The organism is Cryobacterium sp. TMT2-15-1 (assembly GCF_004402345.1).
Taxonomy (GTDB): Bacteria; Actinomycetota; Actinomycetes; order Actinomycetales; family Microbacteriaceae; genus Cryobacterium; species Cryobacterium sandaracinum.
The window spans coordinates 94,469-119,233 of record NZ_SOGD01000032.1 but is presented as its reverse complement, the minus strand read 5'-3'; the positions used below and the strand labels follow the sequence as shown (position 1 = coordinate 119,233).

Here is a 24,765-nt window from a genome sequence, read left to right as displayed (position 1 = left end):
ACCCGTCGGGCCGCGCGAGACTACATCGAAATTTCTCGTTGGTGTCTGTTTCTCCTCTAGAGGACTCCATTGCGGCCTGAAATTCAAGGGGTGTGCTCAGATGACTGTTTTGGGTACCCACCGGGCGCTGCCAACGCTTACCGTGGAAGCATGGCCATTCCCCCTCTCGTCGAGCCGATCGCCCGCCTGAGCGGCGCCGAATCCGTTCGCACCGCCCGCCAACGCCGTCTGCCCCAGCTCAACGAGCTCGGCCAGCGCCGCCTCGCCAACGCCCGGGTGCTCGTGCTCGGCGCCGGCGGGCTGGGGTCCCCCGCGCTCATCTACCTGGCCGCGGCCGGCGTGGGAACGATCGGCATCGTCGACGGCGACGACGTCGAACCCAGCAACCTGCAACGCCAGATCGTGCACGGCCAGGCGGATGTCGGACGCCCCAAGGTGGTCAGCGCCGCCGAATCGATCGCCCAGATCGCGCCGGAGGCCGTGGTCGTGCAGCACGCCGAACGGCTCGACGCCGGCAACGCCGCCGCGATCATCGGCGGTTACGACGTGGTCATCGACGGCACCGACAACTTCCCCACCCGTTTCCTGGTCAACGACATCTGCGCGGCCCTGGGCCTGCCACTGGTCTGGGCATCCGTTCTCCGTTTCGACGCCCAGCTGTCGGTGTTCTGGGCCACCCCACCGGCCGAGAGCGGCCTCAGCGGGGTGCACCTGCGCGACCTGTTCCCGACCCCGCCCGCAGAGGGTGAGGTGCCCAACTGCGCCGAAGCCGGCGTGCTCGGTGCGCTTTGCGGCCAGGTGGGCTCGCTGATGGCCACCGAGGCGATCAAGCTGATCGCCGGTATCGGCACTCCGCTGATCGGGCGCGTGCTCGTGATCGACGCGCTCTCGGGCCGTTTCACCGAGGTGCCCCTGATCGGCACCGGCATCGCCGCCGCCGACCCGAACCCGGCAGCGACCCTCGCCGCCGCCCGCGGCTCCGCGCAGGCCGCCGCCGCTGAGGCCTGGCCGACGCTCACCCCGGTGGAGCTCGTGGCCCGGCTCACTGCCCGCGCCGAGGGAACCGACCCGTTCGTGCTCGTCGACGTGCGCGAGCCCGACGAGCACGCCGAGAGCGCCATCCCGGATGCCGTCCTGCTGCCTCTCGGCGACCTGCTCACCGAGGCCGGGATGGCCACCCTGCCGCGGGACGTGCCGCTGGTGCTGCACTGCCACCTGGGGCCGCGGGCCGAACGCGCCGCGATGGCCCTGGACGCGGCCGGCTTCACCGGCCTCACCCTGCTCGCCGGCGGGATCGTCGCCTGGGACGTTGCCGTCGCCGCACGCACCGCTCCCGGCCGGGGCAGCAAGTGGGCCGGCGACGCCGTGTCCAGCGATTCGATGACCACAGCGGGGAACTGACCATGACGGGGAACACGCACGAGCACGCCCACGAGCACGACGTCGACGCGTGCGCCGTACCGTTCTCGGCCCGCAGCGTCGCCGACCAGCTCTCCTTCGTACTTGCCGCGGTCGCCCCGCTGCCGCCCGTGCTGGTCTCACTTGACGAGGCGCTGGGCCTGATGCTGGCCGAAGATGTCCGGAGCGCCACGGACACACCTCCCTTCGACAATTCGGCCATGGACGGCTACGCCGTCCGGCGCGCCGACCTGCTGCAGGCCTCCGCCGAGCACCCGGTGACGCTGCCGGTGGTCGCCGACCTCGCGGCCGGAACCAGCCAGAACCCGCACCTGGAGACCGGCCAGGCGGCCCGGATCATGACGGGGGCGCCGCTTCCGGACGGGGCGGATGCCGTGGTTCCGATCGAAGACACCGATCAGGGCATCGACACGGTCACCGTCGTTCGGGCGCCGCAGCCGGCAGCGCACATCCGTCGCGCCGGCGAAGACGCCCACGCCGGCGACACCGTGCTCACCCGCGGATCGGTGCTCTGGCCGACCCGGGTTGCCGCGGCCGCCAGCGCCGGCACCTCGTCACTCCGGGCGCACCCGGCTCCGCGCGTCGCCGTGATCTCCACCGGGAGCGAGCTCGTCACCCCCGGCGAACCCACCCGGCGCGGCCAGATCCCCGACTCCAACTCCTATCTCCTCGCGTCGGCCGTCGCCGCGGCCGGCGGGGTGCCGATCCGGCTCGGCGCGGTTCCCGACGACGAGAACACGCTCCGCGGCCTGCTGGCCGGCCTCGCCGGCACGGTCGACGCCATCGTGCTCTCCGGCGGGGTGAGCGTCGGCGCCTACGACGTTGTCAAGGCCGTGCTCGCCCCGCTCGGCACCGTACGGTTCGGGCCGGTCAAGATGCAGCCGGGCAAGCCTCAGGGTTTCGGCCGCTGGCCGGCCGACGACAATGCAGTCGAGGGACCGCTCATCTTCGCCCTCCCCGGCAACCCGGTCAGCGCCTTCGTGTCGTTCGAGGTGTTCGTGCGGCCGGCCCTGCGCCGCCTCGGCGGGCACATCGACATCTTTCGCCCGACGATCTCGGCGACCGCCGGGGAGAGCTGGGACTCCCCGCCCGGCCGTGCCCAGTACATGCCGGTGACCGTCGAGGGCCTCGGAATCCGCAGCGTGGTCCGCCGGTCCGCCGCGGGCGGGTCGGGATCCCACCTCGTCGCCGGGCTTGCTCAGGCCGTCGGGCTGGCCATCGTGCCGGAAAACGTGACGCGGATTGTCGAGGGTGACCGCGTCACTGTCATGCTGTTGACATGAGCATCCGCGACCTGTCCGCACATCCCTTCACGCATCTCGACTCCTCCGGCCAGGCCCGCATGGTCGACGTCACCGAGAAGCAGCCCACCGTGCGCAGCGCCACCGCCGCCGGCTTCGTGGCCTGCGGCCAGACGGTCATCGCGGCTCTTCGCGACGGCAGCACCCCCAAGGGCGATGTGCTCGCCGTGGCCCGCATCGCCGGCATCCAGGGTGCCAAGAAGTGCGCCGACCTGCTCCCCCTCGCGCATGTGATCGGGGTGCACGGCGCCGCCGTCGACCTCGTCATCGAAGACACCGGGGTGCGCGTCACGGCCACCGTGCGCACGGCCGACCGCACCGGCGTCGAGATGGAGGCGCTGACCGCCGTGTCGGTCGCCGCCCTCGCCGTGGTCGATATGGTCAAAGGCCTCGACAAGTCCGTTTGGATCGAGAACGTGCGCCTCATCACGAAGACCGGAGGGAAGTCCGGCGACTGGCACCGCCCGAACGAGTAGCGATGACCCGAGCAGCCGTGAGCGTCGACCTGATCGTGCTGGCGGGCGGGCGCGCCCGGCGCCTCGACGGTGCGGTCAAGCCCGCGGTCGAGGTGGCCGGGCGCACGCTGCTCTCCCGGGTGCTGGACGCCCGCGGACTCGCCCGGAACGTCGTCGTGGTCGGGCCGGAGGCGGCCCGTGCGGCCGTCCCGGCCGACGACCCGGCCGAGCTGACCTGGACACTCGAAGATCCCCCGTTCGGCGGCCCGGTCGCCGGCATCGTGGCGGGCCTCGCGGCGCTCGAGCACGGGGCCGCGTCCGGGGCCGCGGACTGGGTGCTCCTGCTGGCCTGCGACCTGCCGTGGGCAGCGGATGCCGCCCGCCTACTGGTGCCGGCGGCGTCCGACCCGGGGCTGCCGGCATCCGTTCACGGCCTGCACCTGGTCGACGCGGGCGGCCGCGCGCAGTGGCTTGCGGGGATCTATCGTCTGGCGCCGCTGCGGGCGGCCGCGCACCGGCTCGGCACCGACGTCCACGGCGCCAGCATGCGCGGACTGCTGGCCCCGCTCGAGCTGCGGGGCGTCCGCGACCAGAACGGCGAGGGGAGCGACGTGGACACATGGCAGGATGTGGAGAGGAGTTCCGCACTGCTGACCAGCACCCCACCGCGGAGCAATCCGACCGCGGAGCAATCCGATCAGGAGTGATACCCAATGAGCACCTCTACCCCGCTTCCCCCTGAGGCTCTCGACGAGTGGCTCGTGGCCCTCGCCGCCGCACTCGGCCTGGATCCGGCCGACATCCCCGTGGGCACGCTGCTCGACGTGGCCCGCGACGTGGCCCACAACGTGGCCCGGCCCGCCGCCCCGCTGAGCACGTTCCTGGTCGGTCTGGCCGCCGCCCGGAACGGCGGCACACCCGCCGCCATCGAGGCCGCCAGTGCGCTGGCCACCCGGCTCGCCCTCACCTGGTCGCCGGACCAGCCGGAGGCGACACGGTGATGGCGACCATCCGTTTCTTCGCCGCGGCAGCCGAATCCGCCGCCGCCGACGCGGCCGCGGTCGATGCCGCCACCATCGGCGACTTGCGCGCCCAGCTCACCAGCCTCTACGGCGACGAGTTCGAACGCATCCTCGGCCGGTGCTCCCTGCTCGTGAACGGCACGCGGGCGACGGATGACACGGTGCCGCTCTCCGGCAGCGACACCGTCGACGTGCTGCCGCCCTTCGCCGGCGGCTGACGCCCGCCGATTTCGGTTTAGTTCGACCGAATCATTTTTCACGGCGTTCACGCGTTGTCGCATTTCCGCTGCACCGCGAGGGTGGAAGCTACGCGGGCCTGGTGCCCGGCAGCAACCAGCCGAGGAAGTCCATGTCAGTCGAAACGTCCCTACAGTTCGCCTCGAAACTCAAACCGGATCTGTCCAACTGGGACCCGGAGAATGACGAGACCTGGGATCCGGGGCTCGCCTGGCGCACGCTGTGGATCACCACCTTCAGCCTGACTCTGAGCTTCGCAACCTGGTACCTCGTCAGCGCGATCGCCCCGCGTCTGAACGACATCGGCTACTCCCTTGCACCCAGCCAGCTGTACTGGCTCGTCGCCCTTCCCGGGCTCGCCGGCGGCCTGCTGCGCCTGGTCTTCATGTTCCTGCCGCCGATGATGGGCACCCGCAACCTCGTCGCCATGTCGTCGGCCCTGCTCGTGATCCCGATGCTCGGCTGGACTCTCGCCGCCCGGGACACGTCCACGCCGTACTGGGTGCTGCTCTCCCTCGCGTTCGCGGCCGGCATCGGCGGCGGAACCTTCTCCGGTTTCATGGCGTCGACCAGCTACTTCTTCCCCAAACGCCTCGCCGGAACGGCTCTGGGCCTGCAGGCAGGCCTCGGCAACTTCGGCATCGGCCTGATGCAGCTGATCCTGCCCTGGGTCGTCGGATTCGGTCTACTCGGCACCGCCGCCCTCACCCCCCAGAGCAGTGCCGACGGCGACCTCGTCTGGCTGCACAACGGCGGGCTGGTGCTCATCCCCTGGGCTCTGCTTGCCGTCGTCCTGGCGGTGATGTACCTGCGCCGGGTGCCGATCACGGCGAATTTCCGCCAGCAGATGGACATCTTCGGGGTCAAGCACACCTGGATCATGACCGCCATCTACCTGATGAGCTTCGGCGCCTACAGCGGCCTGGCCGCCCAGATGGGCCTGATCATCCTCAACGTCTACGGCGACTTCCCGGATGCCCCAAACCCGCTGGCCTTCGCGTTCATCGGTCCCGTCCTCGGCGCCCTGGTGCGGGCGGCGAGCGGCCCGTTCTGCGACAGGTGGGGCGGCGCGATCTTCACGTTCATCGGCGGCCTCGGCATGGTGGCGGGAACTGCCCTCACCGCCTTCTTCCTCACGCCGACCAGCGTGGACGAGTTCTGGGGCTTCCTCACCGGCATGCTGATCATCTTCTTCTTCGCCGGGCTGGCGAACGCCGGAACGTTCAAGCAGATGCCGATGATCTTCCCGAAGCGTCAGGCCGGCGGAGCCATCGCCTGGACCTCCGCGATCGCGGCCTTCGGACCGTTCGTCGTGGGTATCTCGCTCACCATGATCAGCCCGACCGCGTTCTTCGCCGGCTGCGCCGTGTTCTGCGTGTTCTGCACCTGGCTCGCCTGGTTCTACTACGCCCGCAAGGGTGCTCCCTTCCCCAGCTAGCTGTACGCTACCCGCATGGACAAGCTGCACTTCACGATTCGGGTCGACGCACCCGTGCACACCGTCTGGACCACGATGCTCGACGAGTCCACCTACCGGGACTGGACCCGGGCGTTCCGCGAGGGTTCCCACTACGTCGGAAGCTGGGCGGAGGGCAGCACGATCCGCTTCCTCGCCCCCGGCGAGGATGCTGCCCACAACGGGCTGGTGGCCACGGTCGTCGAAAACCGGCCGGACGAGTTCATCTCCCTGGAAATCCACGGTGCAGTGTCCCGGGGCATCGACGACACCACGAGCGCTCACGCGCGGCGGTTCGCGGGCGCGCACGAGGACTACTCCTTCAGCGAGTCCGACGGGGTGACCACACTCGTGGTGGCCGTCGACACCGACGAGGAATTCACGGCCCTGTTCGCTGCGGATTGGCCCCGCGCCCTCGCGCGGCTCGCGGAGCACGCCGAGGAACGGGCCGCCACCGCCGACTAGTCGCCCGGGTCCTGCCAGCCGTGGGCGATGACGGGACGGACTGGCGGTTCCGAGCCCCGAACGGGGCGGAGCGAGTGGTCGATGCCCGATCCGCACCAGCGCTGCTGCCCGTCCGGCGGGGGCTGTGGCCAACTCAGGAGATCCGTCCGGTTTGGCCGAACATCCACACTGGTTCCGCACTGATCCGTGGCGGCCGGTGCATGCCGGCAACGGATGTCCTGAGTTGGCCACACACACACAGAGACAGAGACACACGCGCGCGCGAACGGACCTAACCCACGGAAGAATCGGCAGAGCCGGCAGAGCCGGCAGAGTCGGCAGAGCCGGCAGAGTCAGGAGAGCCGGCAGAGTCAGGAGAGAGCTAGAATCTCCGCCGAGTGGGCCCGCGAGGTTGCCGCCGACCCGGGCGCCGCCAGCTCCGTGACCGACTGAGTTCAGGCCGGCTCAGTCGTCGTCTTCTCCCCCGGCGGGCGCCGGTGCTCCCCCGACCTCGGACCAGACGGCCGTCGCCCCGCTGTGACCGATGAGCACGGCCTGCACGGTGGTTCCCGTGGCGGCGACCAGCGCGGCCCCGGCCAGTACGACGGTCACCCACTTCGGGGCGCGGGCGACGGATGTCCGGCTGCCGAACTCCCGGTAGTTCCACCAGAGCAGAACGGCGGCGACCACGACCAGGGCGGCAACCCAGGGCAGCAGCCCTTCGGCCAGCTCGGAGTGGGTCTCGACCAACGCGGTCTCGGTGACCCGCTCTCTCAGCGCCTCCCCGGATTCGCGCGCCAGCGGCACGAGAACGAGCGCGGCCAATGCGAGGATCAGCGGCAGGAACTTCGCCCACCGGCGAAACCGGGGCCGGAGGGCCGCGACGACGACGACGAGGGCGGCCGTGGGAACGACGACTGCGGTGGCGTGCACCACGAGGGGGTGCACAGGTAAACCGAAGATGGTGTCGAGCAGCGCATCGAACATGTGTCTCCCTCTGGGGCATCCTCAGGCACGAATGTGGGCCCGCACTGGCAATGCTAGGCACCGGAGCGAAACCCCGCCATACAGCGCAGGCTTCGCTTACCAGCCCGAGTGCGGCGGGATCAAGACGCCCTCGATCGCCTGCAGGCGGCCGATGCGCGCGGACGAGCCCTTCGGGCAGCCCAGGTGCCGGTGGCCTGCATCATCCGTTGCCCCTACGCGACGCGCTTCCCCGGCTGCCTGGGGCAGCGGCGGGTCGCGCACCGGTGTCGACGTCCCTGGGCTCCTCGGCTAGCGGCGGCCGCCCACCTTGTCGCGGGTGTCCCGCGGTAGTTCGCTCTTCTCCCAGCCACGGCGGGCCTTCTGGGCGCCCGCACCGCGGTGGCCGTCCCGCGAGCGGTAGACGATGTAGGGGCGCACGAAGTAGCCGAGCGGAGCCGAGAATACATGCACCAGTCGGGTGAAGGGCCACAGCAGGAAGAGCATCGTGGCGCAGAGCACGTGCAGTTGGAAGAAGAACGGCACGTCGCTCATCAGCGCCGGGTCCGGCTGAAAGGCGTACAGGCTGCGGATCCACGGCGAGATCGACCCACGGTAGTCGTAGCCGGCGCCGAGCACCTGGTAGAGCACGGTCGCCGTCGTGCCGAAGGCGATGGTGCCGGCGAGGAACAGGTACATGACCTTGTCCATCACGGTCGTGACCAGCTTGACCCGGGCGACCAGGCGGCGACGGATCAGCAGGATGGCGAGGCCGGCGATGGTCAGCACCGCGGCGACGCTGCCCAGCCAGGTGGCCCCGAAGTGGTAGATCTCCTCGGTGACGCCGAAGAACTCGAGCCACGGCTTGGGGATGAAGAGTCCGACGATGTGACCGCCGAAGACCATCAGGATGCCGTAATGGAACATGGGCGAGCCCCAGCGGAGCCACTTGTTCTCGTAGGTCTGGCTCGACCGTGAGGTCCAGCCGAACTGGTCGAACCGGTAGCGCAGCAGGTGGCCGACGATGAAGACCCCGGCGGCGGCGTAGGGGAACGCCACCCAGAGCAGTATGTCGAGCGGATTCATACCCGTACGTCCTCGCTGTTCGCGCCCGACGGCGAGAACGGTTTGAGATTGCCCAGGAAGGTCATGCCGACCGTCTCGGTCGGCGGACCCTCGTTCACCAGGTTGAGGTAGCGCTGACGCGTTTCCTCGTCGATCTTCGGCAGAGACAGGGAGACCGCCTCCACAATGTGAGCGTAGGGGCTCGGCACGGCCTCGAGTGCCATGCGGAGCACCTCGATACCGTCTCGGTGCGCGGCGAGCAGTTCCTGGGCGATCGGCAAGTCGCTCCGCGCGGAGAATTCGAGCACCATCGGCAGGTAGTCGGGCAGTTCGTCGGCGGCGACCTCCCAGCCCGCGGCGCGGTAAGCCTCGACGAAGCGCACGAGCGCCATGCCGCGGCGTCGGGTGTCCCCCGCCGCGTAGTAGCTCAGGTACGGGCAGCACTTGCGCTTGAGGTCGAAAGTGGCCGTGAAGTGGATTTCCAACTCCTGCTGAGTCATCGCATCCGCTTTCGTCAGGAACGCCTCGAAGGCGTGGCGGAGCGGATCCGGCAGCAACGTCACCGACGCGGCGACAGCACCGAAGCGGGCCCGTCGCTCCTGGTTGGGGTAATCCAGCAGGATGGATGCCGCCATGTGCGCCATCCGGCCGTCCTCCGCGGACAGAGGCAGCGCCGTGATCTTGCGGTTCGGGAGCTTCGGCAGCCTCATGCGGGACTCCCGGTGGCCTTGGGCGGGAACAAGCCCTCCGGCAGGCCGCCGCCGCTCCAGTTGAGCAGGTTGATCCGGCCGGGGGTGGTGGGCTTCGTGCGTTCCCCACCCGTGCCGACCATCTCGTTGTAGTTGTCGACGGTCGCGTTCAACGGCATCCCGGGGGTCTTCCCGTACGGGCCGGCCGCCGTGGCGGCGGTGGGGCCGCCCATACCGGGGCCGCCGTCAGTGTCGAGCGAGCAGGCCAGTTCCTCCAGCTCACGCGCCGTCTCGACGTGCGCCTTGGGGATGACGTAGCGGTCCTCGTATTTGGCGATGGCCAGCAGGCGGTACATGGCCTCGATCTCGGGACCGGTCATGCCGACCGCTTCCGGGATCGACTCGTCGCGGTCACGGCCGAGGTTGATGTCGCGCATGTACGACCGCATGGCGGCGAGCTTGCGCAGCGAGGACTCGACGGGAACGACGTCCCCGGCCGAGAACAGTCCGGCGAGGTATTCCACCGGGATGCGGAGCTTGTCGATGGCGGCGAACAGGGTGCGGGCATCCTCACCGTCATTGTTGGTGGTCGAGATGACGTCGACCACCGGGGACAGCGGGGGGATGTACCAGACCATGGGCATGGTGCGGTACTCCGGATGCAGCGGCAGGGCCACCTTGTACTCGGAGATGAGCTTGTAGATCGGGCTGTTCTGGGCCGCGAGGATCCAGTCGTCCTCCATGCCTTCGGCCTTGGCCGCGGCGATGACCTCAGGGTCGAACGGGTCGAGGAAGCAGGCGCGCTGGGCATCCAGCAGGTCATGCTCGTTCTCGACCGAGGCCTGCGCGAGGACCGCGTCGGCGTCGTAGAGCATCAGGCCGAGGTAGCGCAGCCGGCCGACGCAGGTCTCCGAGCAGATCGTGGGCTTGCCCTGCTCGATCAACGGGTAGCAGAGCGTGCACTTCTCGGCCTTACCCGTCTTGTGGTTGAAGTAGACCTTCTTGTACGGGCAGGCGGAGACGCACATCCGCCAGCCGCGGCAGCCGTCTTCGTCGACGAGGACGATGCCGTCCTCCTCGCGCTTGTACATGGCGCCCGAGGGGCAGGCCGCGACGCAGGCGGGGTTGAGGCAGTGCTCGCAGATGCGCGGCAGGTAGAACATGAAGGTGTTCTCGAACTCCATCTTCACGTGCTCGCTCATGGTGGCGAGGATGGGGTCGTCGGCCGCGGTCTCCTGCGAGCCGCCGAGGTCGTCGTCCCAGTTGCCGGACCACTTGATGTCCATGTTCTGGCCGGTGAGCAGCGACTTGGGCCGGGCGACGGGGCTCTCCGTGCTCAGCGGAGCCTTGGTCAGCATGTCGTAGTCGTAGGTCCACGGCTCGTAGTAGTCGTCGATCACCGGGAGGTCGGGGTTGTTAAAGATGGTGGCGAGGCGCTTGATGCGGCCACCGGAGCGCAGTTTCAGGCGTCCGCGTTTGTTGCGCTGCCAGCCGCCCTTCCACTTGTCCTGGTCTTCGTAGCGGCGTGGGTAGCCGACGCCGGGCTTGGTCTCCACGTTGTTGAACCAGACGTATTCGACGCCGGTGCGGTTGGTCCACACCTGCTTACAGGTGACCGAACAGGTGTGGCACCCGATGCACTTGTCGAGATTCATGATCATCGACATCTGAGCCATTACGCGCATTTAGTACTCAACCTCCTGGCTGCGTCGACGGATCACGGTGACCTCGTCGCGTTGGTTCCCGGTCGGGCCGAGGTAATTGAAAGCGAAGGACAGCTGGGCGTAGCCACCGATCAGGTGACTCGGTTTCAGCAGGATCCGGGTGAGCGAGTTGTTCGTGCCGCCGCGCATGCCGCTCGTCTCGGCGATCGGCACGTTGATGGTGCGGTCCTTCGCGTGGTACATGTACACGGTGCCCTCGGGCATCCGGTGCGAGACGACCGCACGGGCCACGACGACGCCGTTGCGGTTGTAGGACTCGATCCACTCGTTGTCGCGCACGCCGATCTTGTCGGCGTCCTGCGGTGACATCCAGATGGTGGGTCCGCCGCGGGACAGCGACAGCATCATCAGATTGTCCTGGTACTCGGAGTGGATGGACCACTTGGAGTGCGGGGTGAGGTAGCGCACGGCCACCTCGGCCCGGCCTTTCGAGCCGGTCGCGCCGGTGGCGGAGGTCGACCCGACGATGGAGTCGTCGAAGAGGCGGTGCATGTCCAGCGGCGGCCGGAAGATCGGCAGGGTCTCCCCCAGCTCGATCATCCAGTCGTGGTCGAGGTAGAAATGTTGCCTCCCGGTGAGGGTGTGCCAGGGCTTGAGGTGCTCCACGTTGATCGTGAACGCGCTGTAGCGTCGCCCGCCGTGCTCGCTGCCGGACCACTCCGGGGAGGTGAGCACCGGGACCGGGGCACCCTGCACATCCGGGTAGGAGAAACGACGACCCTCGTTGTCGCTGGCCAGGTGAGCCAACTTCTGGCCGGTGCGCTCCTCCATCTTGCGGAAGCCTTGCGTACCGAGCCGTCCGTTGGTGGTGCCGGAGAGCGCGAGCACCATTTCGCAGGCCTGGATGGCGGTCTTCAGCTGCGGCCGTCCGGCGGCGGGGCCGCTCGTAACGAGCCCGTTCTTCTTCGCCAGGTAGGCCACCTCGACGTCGGGGTTGAACTTGACTCCCTTGGTCATCATGCCGAGCTTCTCGGTAAGCGGGCCGAGGGCGCCGAGCCGGGCGGCGAAGGCCGGGTAGTCGCGTTCGACCACGACCAGTTTGGGCATGGTCACGCCGGGCACCAGCACCTGGTCGTATTCGACGATGCCGTGCGGGGCGCTCATCGCATCCGGGGTATCGTGCAGCAGCGGAACGGCGACCAGGTCCTTCCGCACCCCGAGGTGCTCCACGCTCATCTCGGAGATCTTCTCCGCGAGGATGTGGAAGATGTCGAAGTCGGTCTTCGCCTGCCATGGCGGGGCGATCGCCGGGTTGAACGAGTGGATGAAGGGGTGCATGTCGGTGGTCGAGAGGTCGTTCTTCTCGTACCAGGTGGCCGGCGGCAGCACCACGTCGCTGAAAATGGTGGTGCTCGTCATGCGGAAGTCACTGGTGACCATCAGGTCAAGCTTGCCCTCGGGGGCGGTCTCGTGCCACTTCATGGACTTCGGGCGCTTCTCGGGCGGCGATTCGGGGGCACGCACGGCGTTCTTGGTGCCCAGCAGGTGCTTCAGGAAGTACTCGTTGCCCTTGCCGGACGATCCGATCACATTGGCCCGCCACACGTCGAGGATGCGCGGAAAGTTCTCCGGCGCATCCGGGTCCTCGATGGCGTACTCGAGGGTGCCGTCGCCGAGGGACTCGACCACATACTGGGCCGGGTCGACGCCCGCCCGGACCGCGTCGTCGACGAGGTCGAGCGAGTTGCGGTTGAAGGTGGGGTAGCCGGGCATCCAACCGCGCTTGGTCGACTCGACCAGGCAGTCCGCGGTGGTGCGGCCGGCGAAGGTGCCTGCGCCGAGCGGGCTGGACAGGGTGTCGGCGGCGAGGCCGTCGTAGCGCCACTGGTCGGTGGCGAGGTAGAAGAAGCCCGTGCCGATCATCTGGCGGGGCGGGCGCACCCAGTCCAGGCCGAACGCGTACTGGCCGTAGCCGGTGAGCGGGCGCACCTTCTCCTGGCCGACGTAGTGAGCCCAGCCGCCGCCGTTGACGCCCTGGCAGCCGGTCATGGTGGTCAGCGCCAGGAAAGCCCGGTAGATGGTGTCGGAATGGAACCAGTGGTTGGTTCCGGCACCCATCAGGATCATCGAGCGTCCATCGGAGTCTTCGGCGTTCTGCGCGAACTCGCGGCCGATGCGTTCGGCGGCCTGCATCGGCACCGAGGTGATGCCCTCCTGCCAGGCCGGGGTACCGGGCGAGGTGGCGTCGTCGTAGCCGGTGGGCCAGACTCCGGGCAGGCCGGGCCGGCCGACGCCGTACTGCGCGAGCAGCAGGTCGAACACGGTGGTGACCAGTTGGCCGGCCACCATCCGCACCGGTACGCCGCGACGGATGATGCCCGCACCTCCCGCGTGCTGCTCGCCGATCTCGTCGGTCTCCGGGGCGACGTCGAACCGGGGCATGTCGATGGCGACGGATGCCTGGTCGTAGTCGGGGGCGTCCGCGATGGACAGCAGCGGGTCGACACCCTCGAGGTCGAGGTTCCACTTGCCGACGTCGGTCTCGGAGAAACGGTGCCCGATCGAACCGTTGGGCACGACGACCTGGCCGTTCTGGTCGAGGAGCACGGGCTTGAACGCGGCGCTGGCGACCGTCGGGTCGAGGCCGGGCAGGGCATCCGCGGTCACGAACTTGCCGGGCACGTACGCGTCGCCGCGCCTGGTGAGGCTGATCAGGTAGGCGGAGTCGCTGTAACGCTTCATGTAGTCGACGAAGCGGGGCGTGCGGCGGTCGACCAAAAATTCCTTGAGCACGACGTGGCCCATGGCCAGCGCGAGCGCGCCGTCGGTGCCGGGGTGCACGGCCAGCCACTCGTCGGCGAACTTGGAGTTGTCGGCGTAGTCGGGCGAGACGGTGATGACCTTCTGGCCCTTGTAGCGGGCCTCGACCATGAAGTGCGCGTCGGGCGTGCGGGTGACCGGCACGTTGGAGCCCCACATGATCAGGTAGGAGGAGTTCCACCAGTCTGCCGATTCCGGCACGTCGGTCTGGTCGCCGAACACCTGCGGGGACGCCACGGGCAGGTCGGCGTACCAGTCGTAGAACGAGAGCATGGTGCCGCCGAGCATGGAGATGAACCGATTGCCCACCCCCTGCGAGACGATCGACATGGCGGGGATCGGCGAGAAGCCGGCGATGCGGTCGGGGCCGTACTTCTTGATGGTGTGCACGTGGGCGGCGGCGACGATCTCGGACGCCTCGTCCCAGCTGGTGCGCACCAGGCCGCCCTTGCCGCGGGCGCTCTTGTAGGCGCGGGCGCTCTCGGGGTCGCCGGTGACCTCGGCCCAGGCGAGCACCGGGTCGCCGGTGCGGGCCTTCGCCGCACGGAACAGGTCGAGCAGCACGCCGCGCACGTAGGGGTACTTGACCCGGGTCGGTGAGTAGGTGTACCAGCTGAAGGCGGCGCCGCGGGGGCAGCCGCGGGGCTCGTATTCGGGTGAGTCGGGGCCGACGGAGGGGTAGTCGGTCTGCTGGGTCTCCCAGGTGATGATGCCGTCCTTGACGTACACCTTCCAGGAGCAGGAGCCGGTGCAGTTCACGCCGTGGGTGGACCGCACCTCTTTGTCGTGGGTCCAACGGTCGCGGTAGAACGAGTCGGCGTCGCGGCCGCCCGCAAGGAACACGGATCGCAGGTCGGGTGAGGCCGTGCCTCGGCGCAGGAACCGCCCGAGCTTCAGGATCGTGTCGTCGATCGGGCCGTCGACGCCGGGCTTGGCCGGCCGGGTCTTAGCCGGCTTGACGAAGGCCGAATTCTTGAGTGATTTCACAACGTACCCCTTGCACTGCCCGGGGTCACCATGGTCGGCAACCACCCTCGAAGTCCAGTCTCAGGGGTGGCGAAATTCGCTACAAGCCGGAAACGCCGTGATAAATGATTGCCGGCGTGGGCCGTTCCTCGGCGGTGGGTTCGGTGCCTGTTTCGACACCTGGGTCGGCGTCGGACCGGTGCAGGTCGAGGGTGCAGGTGTCGGGTGCGACCAGCGGGTGCAGCGCGTCGGCGCTCAGGGGTCCCTCGGTCACCTCGAGCAGGGTTTTCAGCAGTCCGAAGTGCACCCGGCAGACCTCGGGGTGCGCTTTGACCATCTCGCTGTACGGGCATTCGTGCAGGTGCACTCGGTTGCCGCCGGCACCGTCGATCTCGAGCCGCGCGTCGAAGCCGGACTCGTCGAGGTGGTCGTCGAGGGCGTCCAGCTGCCGCTGCAGCGGGGAGTGGATGACGGCCTCGACCCGCAGCATCCGTCGCACCTGGTCACCGTGGCGCTCGGCGGCTTCGGCCTTCGCGGCCCGGATGGAGCCGTCGACGTGGTCCGGGCCGGCGGCGGCGCTGTACAACATCCGAGGCCGGCCCTTGGAGTCTTTGTTTTCCGGGTGACAGGTGACGAAACCGTCCCCGATCAGGCGCTGCAGGTGCTCCCGGGCCGTGTTGTGGTGCAGACCGGTGGCCTCGGCCAGGTCGCCCACCGTCATTGTTCCGCGCTGCTGCAGGAAGTACAGAAGCTGAATCCTGCTGAAGGACGCGAGCGTGCGGTAGCTCGACGAGGGGGAGAACGGCGTCACCCCCCAATCATCTCCTTATTTTCTGATTTCTCTGACTTTTCCGGGGACTGGACAGGCGATTCGGATGAAATCCGATGCTGTGGCCTGCGTTCCGCGCGCGCCCCGGACCGGCGCAGCAGGCGCATCGCATTCACGATCACGATCAGGACGGATGCCTCATGCACGAGCATGCCGCCGAACATCGTCACGCCGCCGAACAGCACACCGGCCAGCAGCAGCGCCGCCGTGACCAGCGCGAGGGCCACATTCTGGTGCATGACGCGCACCGTGCGGCGGGCCAGGTCGATGGCGGCGGGAAGCATCAGCAGGTTGTCACCCATCAGCGCGATGTCGGCGGTCTCGACCGCGACGGCCGAACCGGCCGCCGCCATCGCGATGCCGATGTCCGCCATGGCCAGGGCCGGGGCGTCGTTGACGCCGTCTCCCACCATCGCCACGACGTGGCCGTCCCGCCGGAGCCCGGTGACGACGTCGAGCTTGTCCTCCGGCAGCAGCGACGACCGGATCTCGTCGATTCCGACGTGGGCACCCACGGCCTGTGCCACGAGCGGCCCGTCGCCGGTGAGCATGACGACCCGAACGATGCCCGCGGCGTGCAGCGCGTCCACCATGTCGGCGGCGTCGGGACGCACCTCGTCGGCCACGGCCAGGACGCCGGCGACGACGCCGTCGAGCACGACGATCAGCGGCGTGCTCCCGTGGGCGGCGAGTCTCTCGGCCAGCGTCGTGGCGGCATCCGTACCCGCGATCCGGTGGGTGCGGAGCAGTGCCGGATTGCCGATCAGCACGGTGTGGCCGGCCACCGCGGCGACGATGCCCTGCCCGGGCACCGACGTGATGTGTTCCGGCAGGCCGATCACCTGGGCGCCCTGCGCGGCTTCGCGTGCGGCCTCCCGCGCAGCGGCCTGCATGATCGCTCCGGCCAACGGATGCTCGGAGCCGGCCTCCGCCCGTGAAGCCCAGTCGAGCACCTGGGCACGGGTCAGGGCGGGGTTCAGCACCACGACATCCGTCAGGACCGGGCGGCCCCGGGTGAGGGTGCCCGTCTTGTCGACCGCGACGACCGTGATCTTCGCGGCGGTCTCGAGGAACTCGCCGCCCTTGATCAGGATTCCGAGCTGCGCGGCGCGGCCGATCCCGGCAACGATCGCGACCGGGATGGAGATGACCAGGGCGCCGGGACACCCGATCACGAGCAGGGTCAGCGCCAGGAACACGTCGCCGGTCACCACGCCGACGATGGTCGCGAGTACCAGGATGCCGGGGGTGTACCAGGCCGAGAACCGGTCCATAAAGACCTGGGTCGGGGCCGTGGCCTCCTGGGCCTCCTCGACCCGGTGCACGATGTGGGCCAGGGTGGTAGCCGCGCCGACCTCGGTGGCCAGCACCTGCAGGAAGCCGCCGGTCGAGACCGTGCCGGCGAAGACGCGGTCGCCGGCGCGCTTCTCGGCAGGGAGGGACTCGCCCGTGATGGAGGCCTCGTCGATCGTGCCCGTGCCCCGCTGCACGGTGCCGTCGACGGGCACCCGCGCGCCGTTCTTGACCAGGACGGTCTCCCCGGTCCGAACGGACCCGGCCAGGACCTCGAGCTGCTCGCCGTTCCGCAGCACGAGGGCGACGTCCGGGGCCAGGGCCACGAGCGCGGTCAGGGCGGAGCGGGTGCGGTTGAGGGTGGCCGTTTCGAGGGCATGCCCGATCGCGAACAGAAAGGTCACGGCGGCGGCCTCCCAGTATTCGCCGAGCACGATGGCGCCGACGGAGGCGACCGTGACGAGCAGGTCGATGCCCACGACCCGGGCGAGCAGCGCGCGCCCGGCGGTCCGCATGATCGGGAACCCGGCCACGACCGCGGCCGCCACCATCGCCGCGTCGGAGACAAGCGGCGGCACCGGCAGGAGGCCGAGCAGCCAGGCGGCGCCGATCAACGCGCCGGAAATGAGGGGAATCAGGTGGCGGCGCACGATGGTCATGTCACTCCCCCGGTCCGCCGGTCAGAACGCGGCCAGGCGGGCGGTGTAGCCGGCCTTGCCGACGGCGGCGATGAGGACATCCGTGCTGACGACGGCCGGGTCGTGGTCGATCTCGATCCGGGCGGTGGCGAAGAACACCGTCACCGCGGTGACTCCGGCGAGGCGGCCGATCTGCTTCTCGATCTTGGCGACGCAGGACGGGCAGGAAAAGCCGTCGGCCCGCAGGATGGTGTGGACGGTGGCCGGGGTGGGTGTTTCGGTGGGGATGATTATCGTCATGACTGCGACGTTACGAACTCGAGGCGGCGGCGACCATGACGGCCGTCACTTTGCCGCAATCAGGCCGGAACGGTCGAGCACAGCGGTCCACCGCCGTCCGGAATCGATCAGCCCGTCCCGGCGCAGGCCGCTCATGGCGCGGGACACCGACTCGGCGCTCGTGCCGGTCATGGCGGCCAGGTCGGCGCGGGTCAGAGGCAGCTGGATCAGGGTGGTACCGGCGTCGTCGCCCGCCACGCCGAAGGTGTCGGCGAGGCGCAGCAGGGTCGCTGCCACCCGCGTTGTGACGGTGACGGAGGCCTGCTCGGCCTCCCTCGACCGGACCCGATGAAGACGGTCGACGACGACGTCCAGCACGCGCAGCGCCACCAGCGGATGCGTGAGCAACATCTGCCGGAAGGCGCCGGATTCGAGGCGCAGGGCGCAAGTGGTCACCAGGGCGACGGCCGTCTCGGGGTACCGGCCCGCGTCCAGCGCGGTCAGGCTGCCCAGCACTGCTCCCGGGCCGAGGAAGTCGAGGCTCGTGGACTGCCCGGTCGGGGTCGATCGGAACACCTTCGCCTGGCCGGCCGCGAGCACGAACACGTGCTCGGACGGCTCGCCGGCGGTGAACAGCGTGTCTCCGGGACCCCAGGCGAGCGACAGCATCCGTTCGGCCAGGTCGGAGAGCTCGCCGGCCGACAGGTCCTGGAAGATCGGGATCTGCCCCAGAATGGTGTTCCGCATGGCGGAGGAGCACGGATGCGGCCGCGCGCAGGTGCTGCGCAGCGGTGTGCGCCGGGCCACGCTCACGGCTTCGTCGCCGGGACCTCGAGGTGGGCGAGGCAGACGCCCGGGCGGGCGAACGGCTCGAGGGTGACGCCGACTCCGGGTGTGTGCAGACGCTCGAGGGCGCCCTCCATCAGGCCGCGGTGCACCGCGCACACGACGTCGCTGTGGTCCTTCGCCACATCGAGGAACGGGCAGCGGTGCAGCTCGATCACGACGTCGACCGGGGCAGGGGTGCTGCCGGCGGCGGCGCCGAGGCGCGGCTCGAAGCCGACCTCGTCGAGGATCTGAACGATACGCCCGACCGATGCTCCGTGGGCCGCCCCCGACTGCGCGTCGGAGAGTCCGGCATCCGTCTCGGCCATCTCCCTGCCCCAACGCCGCCCGGCCTCCGCGGCCGCGCCTGCGCCTGCACCCGGGGAAACGTCCCTGCCCAGGCCGCCGGCCAGGAGACCGGCGAGAAGCCGGTAGGACTCGGCCGGGACCTCGGCGGCGGGTGACGTGGCGCGAAAGAAAAGCCGGGGCCGCCCAGGACGCACGCGCGCCTCGACGGTCTCGGCGACCAGGCCCACCTCGACCAGCCGGTCGAGGTGGGACCGAACCGTGTTCGCGTGCAGCCCGACCGCTTGGGCGATGGCCGGCACATCCAGCTCCGCGTCGGCATCGCGCAGGAGTTCGAGAATGGCGACCCGACTGATTCCGGAAAGCACGCGGTGGGTGCGGGCGTCAAGAGGTTCGATAGGCACCCGATTAGTTTTCCCTATATCTATGGTAAAAACAACTGAGGGCCGAAATTCGGCGCTGAGCTAGGACATACCCCATGACCGACACCCACGTGCGCCCCATCCGGGTGCTGCACCACGACACCGCCGAACGGCCCTTCATCGTCATCTGGGAGGTGACGCGCGCCTGTCAACTGGTCTGCACCCACTGCCGGGCCGACGCCATCCGCACGCGCAATCCGTTCGAGCTGAGCACGGACCAGGGTCGCAAACTGCTGGACGACCTCGCCGCCTTCGGCACACCGCGCCCGCTGGTCGTGCTCACCGGCGGGGACCCGTTCGAGCGCCCCGACCTGCCGGAGCTCGTCGCCCACGGCACCAGCCTCGGCTTGAGCATGGCCCTCTCCCCCTCGGTCACCCCGCGCCTCACCCGTGAGGTCCTGGTCGAGCTCCACGACGCTGGGGCCAAAGCGGTCTCGCTCTCGCTGGACGGCGCCTCAGCGGCCACCCACGACGCCTTCCGCGGTGTCGACGGCGTCTACGACGACACCATGATCGCCGCCCGAATGGTGCGCGAGGTCGGCTACCGACTGCAGATCAACACGACCGTCACCCGCGACACCGTGCACGAGCTGCCCGGCATCCTGAAAACCGTCCTCGATCTCGGCACCACCCTGTGGAGTGTCTTCTTCCTCGTGCCCACCGGCCGCGGCAAGCTCCTGAACGCCCTGACCGCGGCCGAGGAGGAGGAGGTGCTGCACTGGCTGCACGACGTCTCCGATCTGGTCGCCGTCAAGACCACCGAGGCACCCCACTACCGGCGGATCGCGATTCAGCGGGCCGGAGTGGGCGACGGCGTGGACCTTGACACCGTGTTCCCGGTCGGCCCGCTGAGAGCCTTGCTGCGGGAGGCCACGGAGCGGTTGCTCACCGGCGACGAGCCGAGGCGGCGGCGTCCGAGGGCCCCCCTCGACGTCAATTCCGGGCGCGGGTTCGCCTTCGTCGACCATGTCGGTCTCGTTTACCCCAGCGGGTTCCTGCCCGTGTCCGTGGGGTCGGTGCACAAGCAGTCCTTCTCCGAAATCTACCGGGAGGCGCAGCTGCTCCAGGAGCTGCGCACCCCGGATCTCTTTGGCGGCCGGTGTGGTCACTGCGAATTCCGCACGGTCTGCGGCGGCTCCCGCTCGCACGCCTACGCGGTGACCGGGGACCCGCTCGCCGAGGACCCCAGCTGCGGCTACCAGCCCAGCACCGACTGAGTGATCGCAGTCCAGTAATTCATCAGACGCAGAAGCGCCCGGCCGAGAATTCGGCCGGGCGCTTCTGCGTGCGGGAGGGACGTGGGTCGCACTCAGTCCAGGTGATGCTTGCCCTTGACCCAGCGCAGCGCGCCGAGGATCCCGATGGCCACTCCGAGCATCCCGACGACCATGCCCACGAAGAGCCAGACGAAGAGCGGCTCGAGGCCGCCGACCGTCTGGTCGACTCCGACGATCGTGCCGCCGAGGAAGCCGAAGATGGGTGCGAAAATGCCGACGAAGGCCCCGATCAGCATCAGACGGATGCTGAGGGTGCGGTCGGTCGAATCGGTGTAGGCCATCAGGCAGGAACCTCCGTTGTCTGTGTCGTCGCAGCCGCAACCGCGGTTGCGACGGCGGTGGCGAATGCCGCGGCGGTCTCCGCCGGGTCCGGCAGTGCCTTGTTGTTGAGGAACGGACCGAGAATGTCCATCGGAAGCGGGAAGACCACGGTCGATTTCTGATCGGCACCCAGCTCGAGCAGGGTCTGCAGGTAGCGCAGCTGAAGCGACGCGGGATTGCGGCTCAGGATTTCCGCCGCCTGGCCCAGTTCCTCCGACGCCTGCAGTTCACCGTGGGCGTTGATGATCTTCGCCCGGCGGTCCCGCTCGGCTTCGGCTTCACGGGCCATGGCACGCTGCATCGCCTGCGGAATCTCGACGTCCTTGATTTCGACGACCTTCACCTGCACACCCCAGGGTTCGGTTTGCGCGTTGATGTTGCGGGCGAGGTCTTCGTTCAGGTCGGCCCGGTGGGCAAGCAGGGTGTCGAGGTCGGCGCGGCCCACGACTGAACGCAGTGTCGTTTGCGACATCTGGGAGGTGGCGACGGCGTGGTTCTCGACCGCCATCACCGAACGGACCGGGTCGGTGACCTGGAACAGGACGACGGCGTTGACCCGGGCCGGGACGTTGTCCTTGGTGATGACGTCCTGCGGCGGGATCGTGAGGGTCACGATCCGGAGGTCGACCCGCACCATCTTGTCCAGTCCGGGGAACACCATCTGCACACCCGGTTCCCGCACCGGGCGCAGCCGGCCGAATCGGAACGTCACGCCCCGCTCGTACTCCTGCAGCACCTTGAAGGAAGCTGCCAGCCAAATGAGCAGCAGCAGCACCACGATCAGGGCCGCGATCTGCCAGGCCATCACGAGTTGCCCCTCCGGCTCCAGCCCACGGCGGGGCCGGAACGGCCCGGGTCGGCCTCCGTCTCCAGTTCAGCCCAACGCGCTGAGAATGAGGCGCTCACGGTGTTTCCTTTCATCGTTTCCGGATCGGCGTCGGTGTGCTCCGACGCCCGGGCGCTCGCGTACGGTTCGATCCGAACCGGCCGCGGGCCCGTTTTTCTGATGCTGCCATAGCCGCTGCGCCGCTGCGCCTCAATCGCCGCCGTGGCGGCGCGGGCCGCGACGCTTTCGTCGAGCCCCACGACCTTGAGATGCTCGGGAAAGCGAGCGGGTGTGCGACGCAGGTGCGACCACAACGGCCAACTGCCGGCGGCGATGACGGCCGAGGCTGACCCCAGGATCAGCAATTCCACGCCCGTGCGGTTCTGGAACATGGACGCCAGCGGCCAGATGAGCCCGAGCACGACGACGGAGCAGGCGATCCCGCGATGGAACCGCTCCGCCTCCGAACTGGGCCACGGGTCGATGTTGCGCGCGAGCTGCCGGCCCGCATCCGAGGTGGTGCAGGTGTCCTTGACCGGGCAGGGGTTGCAGACCGTGGGGCTGGCCTGGTATCGCGTCACCCGGTTATCCGGATCGAAGGAGATCGGCCAGAGCCACTGGTCCTCCTGGCACTTCCAGGCGTCGTGGTTTTCGTGGTACTCGAACCCGCTCGAACTCATGGCGGTGGTTTTCGCCCCGGTGCGCCGCGCCAGGAGGTCCAGCACGTGGGCCACGGCCAGCAGGAAGCCGCCGTAGACAAGCGCGAACCAGACCTCCGGGTTGATGGCTGCCATCACGCGCCGCCGCCCGGGCGGTCCCCACCGTCCTCTCCGCTGCCTGTGCCGGTGGAGCGGTAGTCCGAGGAATATCCGGATGTCGGCTCCGCGCCGCCGGTGAGTGTCGCGGCGGCGGGGACCGCCTCAACGAACAAGGCCTCCATCGGCACGTCATGGGTGGTGGCCTTGATGCGGTAGCGCACCCCGAGCCAGGTGATCCAGACGAACGGCATCACGCCGCCGACGATGAAGACGAGATCACCCGGCATCCGCAGCCATTCGAGAACGGCGTTGCCGGGCTCGTTGATGAAGTTGAGGCTGCGGGCTTCGAAGTAGCCGTCGTTGATGGAGTGCCAGAGCTGAATGACACCGAGCGGCAGCAGCGTGGCGAACGTCATCCAGGCCAGGCCGATGTTGAGGCACCAGAACGAGATCTTCGCGAGCTTGTCCGGCCAGCGCTCGGCCGGGATCAGGTAGCGCAGGGCGAAGAGCGACAGACCGACGCCCATCATTCCGTACACGCCCATCATCGCCGCGTGGGCGTGGTTGGCCGTCAGCGCGGTACCGATCTCGTAGTACGAGACGATCGGCAGGTTGATCAGGAATCCGAAGACGCCGGCACCCAGGAAGTTCCAGAAGCCGACCGCGACAAGGAACATCACGGCCCAGCGGTGCGGGAACGGAGCCGAACTGCGCGACTCCTGCCGGGCACCGAGCTGGAGGAAGCTCCAGGCCTCGATCGTCAGGAAGGTCAACGGGATGACTTCCAGGGCGGAGAAGAAGGCTCCCAGCGCCATGTGCTCGACGGGGGTTCCCGAGAAGTACAGGTGGTGCATGGTGCCGAGGATGCCACCGGCGGAATACAGGATGACGTCGAGCAGGATGATCTGCATCGCGATCTTGCGGTTCACGACCCCGAGCATGACGAAGATGTAGGCCACCATCACGGTCGTGAACAGTTCCAGGAAGTCCTCAACCCAGAGGTGCACCACCCAGAAGCGCCAGAACTCGGCGACGCTCAGGTGAACCTCGGTGCCGGCGAGCATTCCGACGGCGTAGAACGCGGGGATCGCGAGACCGGCGTAGAAGAAGAGCCATGGCAGGTTGAAGCGGTGCTCAGACTTCAGACGTGCCCGGATGCCGCGGTAGATGATCGCGATCCACAGGAAGAGTCCGACGACGAGCATGCCCTGCCACACCCTGGGCAGGTCGATGTACTCCCACTGCATGTCCCAGAACGGCGAGCCCTTCGCGGCCTCGACGCCGAAGATGCTCAAGGCTTCTCCCACGAACGATCCGACGATGACCAGGGCGAGGGCGCCGAGCAAACCGTAGGCCAACCAGTGCTGACGTTTGGGTTCACGCCCGGAGATATACGGGGCGAGGAAGATGCCTGCGGCCAGGAACGAGGTGGCCGTCCACAACAACGAGAGCTGCACATGCCAGGTTCGGGCGAGGTTGAACGGCAGCAGCTGAGCCAGGTCGACCCCGAAGAAGCTCGACAGGTCGACCCGGTAGTGCTCGATGGCGGCACCCAGGAAGGCCTGGGCCAGGAACATCAAAGCCACCACGAAGAAGAACCAGGCCGTGGCGGATTGGGCGGGTGTCACCGCCACCTCCCCCGGCTGTCGGAAGGACAGTGCGGGGGTTTCTTCCCCGTGCTGCCAGCCCATCCTCTTGCTCCACCGGCCGTAGAGGCCGAAGAGGGCGCCGAGGGCGACCATCAGCGCCACGAGCGAGAGACCGCTCCACACGATGATGTCGGCGGTCGGAACGTTGTCCACGAGCGGCTCGGCCGGCCAGTTGTTCGTGTACGAGTAGTTGTGACCGGGCCGCTCAGCAGAGGCTGCCCAGGACGTCCAGGCGAAGAAGGCGGTCAGGTCGTGGATGTCCGCCGAGTCCGTGATGGCATTCGGGATCAGGCCGTATTGGGTGGTCGGGGAACCGAAGAAATCGGCGTAGTGCTGCTTGAGCGTGTCGAAGGCCTCAATCTGCAGATCCGTGAATTCGAGGTCGCCGGTGGCCTTGTCGTAGCGGTTGGTCCGCATCATCTCGACGAGGGCACCCTGCGGGTCCTGCACACCGGACGCGGTCAGGGCCTCGAGCACCTCGGTCGAGGAGCGCCGCAGGTAGTCGGCCGTGTAGTCCGGTCCGAGGTAGCCGCCGTGACCCAGGATCGAGCCATACTGCTGAAGGCCGCGCCGCACGAAGGTCTGCTGGCCCGCGGTGATGTCGGCCGTCGTGAAGACAACCTCACCCTGCGAGTCGACGACCTGCTTGGGCTGGGGCATCGAGTCCGTATAGGTTCGGAGGGCCAGGAAGCCCATCACGGCGAACCCGAAGACCATCACCAGGGCTACGCCCTGCAACCATCCTTTGGAAACCATCAACTCCGATCGCAGTTTTCCTGCACCGGCTCTCAATCGGACCACGGTGGGCCCCTTTCCATGTTGCGTGATTCAAGGGCGCGGA

23 protein-coding genes are annotated in these 24,765 nt (G+C 68.6%); 9 read left to right on the top strand and 14 right to left on the bottom strand.

Features of this window, described 5'->3' with window-relative positions; genetic code table 11:
• Positions 1 to 150: 150 nt before the first annotated feature.
• The 8 genes from E3O62_RS08840 (at position 151) to E3O62_RS08805 (ending at position 6,355) form a co-directional block, all read left to right on the top strand.
• Positions 151 to 1,401: a ThiF family adenylyltransferase gene (locus E3O62_RS08840; RefSeq protein WP_134398249.1), complete on the top strand. Its 1,251-nt coding sequence runs from the start codon at positions 151 to 153 to the stop codon at positions 1,399 to 1,401.
• A 2-nt stretch (positions 1,402 to 1,403) separates the two neighbouring features.
• Positions 1,404 to 2,702 (top strand): gephyrin-like molybdotransferase Glp, encoded by a 1,299-nt coding sequence (gene glp / locus E3O62_RS08835; RefSeq protein ID WP_134398248.1) that lies wholly within the window; start codon positions 1,404 to 1,406, stop codon positions 2,700 to 2,702.
• Positions 2,699 to 3,196, top strand: a complete 498-nt coding sequence (gene moaC, locus E3O62_RS08830) for a cyclic pyranopterin monophosphate synthase MoaC (RefSeq protein WP_134398247.1) — start codon at positions 2,699 to 2,701, stop codon at positions 3,194 to 3,196. Before glp ends, moaC begins: the two co-directional genes overlap by 4 nt.
• Positions 3,197 to 3,198: 2 nt before the next feature.
• Positions 3,199 to 3,882, top strand: a complete 684-nt coding sequence (locus tag E3O62_RS08825; protein ID WP_134398246.1) for a molybdenum cofactor guanylyltransferase — start codon at positions 3,199 to 3,201, stop codon at positions 3,880 to 3,882.
• A gap of 6 nt (positions 3,883 to 3,888) precedes the next feature.
• Positions 3,889 to 4,176 carry a DUF6457 domain-containing protein gene (locus tag E3O62_RS08820; protein ID WP_134394477.1) on the top strand — a complete coding sequence of 96 codons (288 nt, stop codon included), beginning with the start codon at positions 3,889 to 3,891 and terminating at the stop codon, positions 4,174 to 4,176.
• Positions 4,176 to 4,415, top strand: a complete 240-nt coding sequence (locus tag E3O62_RS08815) for a MoaD/ThiS family protein (protein WP_104170174.1) — start codon at positions 4,176 to 4,178, stop codon at positions 4,413 to 4,415. The genes E3O62_RS08820 and E3O62_RS08815 overlap by 1 nt, the downstream gene beginning before the upstream one ends.
• 131 nt (positions 4,416 to 4,546) lie before the next feature.
• On the top strand, positions 4,547 to 5,872 hold the full coding sequence (locus E3O62_RS08810; protein WP_134394478.1) for an MFS transporter: 1,326 nt from the start codon (positions 4,547 to 4,549) through the stop codon (positions 5,870 to 5,872).
• 15 nt (positions 5,873 to 5,887) lie between these two features.
• Entirely contained in the window at positions 5,888 to 6,355 is a 468-nt protein-coding gene (locus E3O62_RS08805; RefSeq protein ID WP_134398245.1) for an SRPBCC domain-containing protein, read from the top strand.
• Between the two features lie 444 nt (positions 6,356 to 6,799).
• Here E3O62_RS08805 and E3O62_RS08795 read toward each other — a convergent pair whose 3' ends face one another.
• From E3O62_RS08795 to E3O62_RS08750, 10 genes are all read right to left on the bottom strand, one after another.
• Entirely contained in the window at positions 6,800 to 7,321 is a 522-nt protein-coding gene (locus E3O62_RS08795; RefSeq protein WP_134398244.1) for a DUF2231 domain-containing protein, read from the bottom strand.
• A gap of 288 nt (positions 7,322 to 7,609) precedes the next feature.
• Complete coding sequence (gene narI, locus E3O62_RS08790) at positions 7,610 to 8,383, bottom strand: respiratory nitrate reductase subunit gamma (protein WP_134394482.1); 774 nt, start codon at positions 8,381 to 8,383, stop codon at positions 7,610 to 7,612.
• A complete protein-coding gene (narJ, locus tag E3O62_RS08785; RefSeq protein ID WP_134398243.1) occupies positions 8,380 to 9,072 on the bottom strand; it encodes a nitrate reductase molybdenum cofactor assembly chaperone in 693 nt (230 codons plus the stop codon). The genes narI and narJ overlap by 4 nt, the downstream gene beginning before the upstream one ends.
• Complete coding sequence (narH, locus tag E3O62_RS08780; RefSeq protein WP_134394484.1) at positions 9,069 to 10,736, bottom strand: nitrate reductase subunit beta; 1,668 nt, start codon at positions 10,734 to 10,736, stop codon at positions 9,069 to 9,071. Before narH ends, narJ begins: the two co-directional genes overlap by 4 nt.
• A complete protein-coding gene (locus tag E3O62_RS08775) occupies positions 10,737 to 14,522 on the bottom strand; it encodes a nitrate reductase subunit alpha (protein ID WP_134394485.1) in 3,786 nt (1,261 codons plus the stop codon).
• Between the two features lie 79 nt (positions 14,523 to 14,601).
• Positions 14,602 to 15,312 (bottom strand): metalloregulator ArsR/SmtB family transcription factor, encoded by a 711-nt coding sequence (locus E3O62_RS08770; RefSeq protein WP_134394486.1) that lies wholly within the window; start codon positions 15,310 to 15,312, stop codon positions 14,602 to 14,604.
• A complete protein-coding gene (locus E3O62_RS08765) occupies positions 15,309 to 17,282 on the bottom strand; it encodes a cation-translocating P-type ATPase (RefSeq protein WP_134398242.1) in 1,974 nt (657 codons plus the stop codon). Before E3O62_RS08765 ends, E3O62_RS08770 begins: the two co-directional genes overlap by 4 nt.
• Positions 17,283 to 17,303: 21 nt before the next feature.
• Entirely contained in the window at positions 17,304 to 17,561 is a 258-nt protein-coding gene (locus tag E3O62_RS08760) for a heavy-metal-associated domain-containing protein (protein WP_134398241.1), read from the bottom strand.
• Between the two features lie 45 nt (positions 17,562 to 17,606).
• Complete coding sequence (locus E3O62_RS08755) at positions 17,607 to 18,287, bottom strand: Crp/Fnr family transcriptional regulator (protein ID WP_134398240.1); 681 nt, start codon at positions 18,285 to 18,287, stop codon at positions 17,607 to 17,609.
• A gap of 62 nt (positions 18,288 to 18,349) precedes the next feature.
• A complete protein-coding gene (locus E3O62_RS08750) occupies positions 18,350 to 19,075 on the bottom strand; it encodes a metalloregulator ArsR/SmtB family transcription factor (protein ID WP_134398239.1) in 726 nt (241 codons plus the stop codon).
• Positions 19,076 to 19,149: 74 nt separating this feature from the next.
• Between E3O62_RS08750 and E3O62_RS08745 the strand changes: the two genes are divergently transcribed.
• A complete protein-coding gene (locus E3O62_RS08745) occupies positions 19,150 to 20,310 on the top strand; it encodes a TIGR04053 family radical SAM/SPASM domain-containing protein (protein ID WP_134394491.1) in 1,161 nt (386 codons plus the stop codon).
• Between the two features lie 92 nt (positions 20,311 to 20,402).
• Here E3O62_RS08745 and E3O62_RS08740 read toward each other — a convergent pair whose 3' ends face one another.
• From E3O62_RS08740 to E3O62_RS08725, 4 genes are read right to left on the bottom strand one after another with little or no spacing between them, the layout of a single operon-like run.
• Positions 20,403 to 20,651 carry a hypothetical protein gene (locus tag E3O62_RS08740; protein WP_134394492.1) on the bottom strand — a complete coding sequence of 83 codons (249 nt, stop codon included), beginning with the start codon at positions 20,649 to 20,651 and terminating at the stop codon, positions 20,403 to 20,405.
• The gene (locus E3O62_RS08735) at positions 20,651 to 21,496 is read right to left on the bottom strand and encodes a slipin family protein (protein WP_134394568.1); all 846 of its coding nucleotides are present in this window, start codon (positions 21,494 to 21,496) and stop codon (positions 20,651 to 20,653) included. Before E3O62_RS08735 ends, E3O62_RS08740 begins: the two co-directional genes overlap by 1 nt.
• Positions 21,496 to 22,314 (bottom strand): hypothetical protein, encoded by an 819-nt coding sequence (locus E3O62_RS08730; protein WP_174720127.1) that lies wholly within the window; start codon positions 22,312 to 22,314, stop codon positions 21,496 to 21,498. The genes E3O62_RS08735 and E3O62_RS08730 overlap by 1 nt, the downstream gene beginning before the upstream one ends.
• On the bottom strand, positions 22,311 to 24,680 hold the full coding sequence (locus E3O62_RS08725; protein WP_134398238.1) for a nitric-oxide reductase large subunit: 2,370 nt from the start codon (positions 24,678 to 24,680) through the stop codon (positions 22,311 to 22,313). Before E3O62_RS08725 ends, E3O62_RS08730 begins: the two co-directional genes overlap by 4 nt.
• Positions 24,681 to 24,765: the final 85 nt, after the last annotated feature.

Coding starts and splice junctions, on each gene's coding strand:
- E3O62_RS08840 (WP_134398249.1), top strand. CDS start 151: ATGGCCATTCCCCCTCTCGTCGAGCCGATCGCCCGCCTGAGCGGCGCC.
- glp (WP_134398248.1), top strand. CDS start 1,404: ATGACGGGGAACACGCACGAGCACGCCCACGAGCACGACGTCGACGCG.
- moaC (WP_134398247.1), top strand. CDS start 2,699: ATGAGCATCCGCGACCTGTCCGCACATCCCTTCACGCATCTCGACTCC.
- E3O62_RS08825 (WP_134398246.1), top strand. CDS start 3,199: ATGACCCGAGCAGCCGTGAGCGTCGACCTGATCGTGCTGGCGGGCGGG.
- E3O62_RS08820 (WP_134394477.1), top strand. CDS start 3,889: ATGAGCACCTCTACCCCGCTTCCCCCTGAGGCTCTCGACGAGTGGCTC.
- E3O62_RS08815 (WP_104170174.1), top strand. CDS start 4,176: ATGGCGACCATCCGTTTCTTCGCCGCGGCAGCCGAATCCGCCGCCGCC.
- E3O62_RS08810 (WP_134394478.1), top strand. CDS start 4,547: ATGTCAGTCGAAACGTCCCTACAGTTCGCCTCGAAACTCAAACCGGAT.
- E3O62_RS08805 (WP_134398245.1), top strand. CDS start 5,888: ATGGACAAGCTGCACTTCACGATTCGGGTCGACGCACCCGTGCACACC.
- E3O62_RS08795 (WP_134398244.1), bottom strand. CDS start 7,321: ATGTTCGATGCGCTGCTCGACACCATCTTCGGTTTACCTGTGCACCCC.
- narI (WP_134394482.1), bottom strand. CDS start 8,383: ATGAATCCGCTCGACATACTGCTCTGGGTGGCGTTCCCCTACGCCGCC.
- narJ (WP_134398243.1), bottom strand. CDS start 9,072: ATGAGGCTGCCGAAGCTCCCGAACCGCAAGATCACGGCGCTGCCTCTG.
- narH (WP_134394484.1), bottom strand. CDS start 10,736: ATGCGCGTAATGGCTCAGATGTCGATGATCATGAATCTCGACAAGTGC.
- E3O62_RS08765 (WP_134398242.1), bottom strand. CDS start 17,282: ATGACCATCGTGCGCCGCCACCTGATTCCCCTCATTTCCGGCGCGTTG.
- E3O62_RS08760 (WP_134398241.1), bottom strand. CDS start 17,561: ATGACGATAATCATCCCCACCGAAACACCCACCCCGGCCACCGTCCAC.
- E3O62_RS08755 (WP_134398240.1), bottom strand. CDS start 18,287: ATGCGGAACACCATTCTGGGGCAGATCCCGATCTTCCAGGACCTGTCG.
- E3O62_RS08745 (WP_134394491.1), top strand. CDS start 19,150: ATGACCGACACCCACGTGCGCCCCATCCGGGTGCTGCACCACGACACC.
- E3O62_RS08740 (WP_134394492.1), bottom strand. CDS start 20,651: ATGGCCTACACCGATTCGACCGACCGCACCCTCAGCATCCGTCTGATG.
- E3O62_RS08735 (WP_134394568.1), bottom strand. CDS start 21,496: ATGGCCTGGCAGATCGCGGCCCTGATCGTGGTGCTGCTGCTGCTCATT.
- E3O62_RS08725 (WP_134398238.1), bottom strand. CDS start 24,680: ATGGTTTCCAAAGGATGGTTGCAGGGCGTAGCCCTGGTGATGGTCTTC.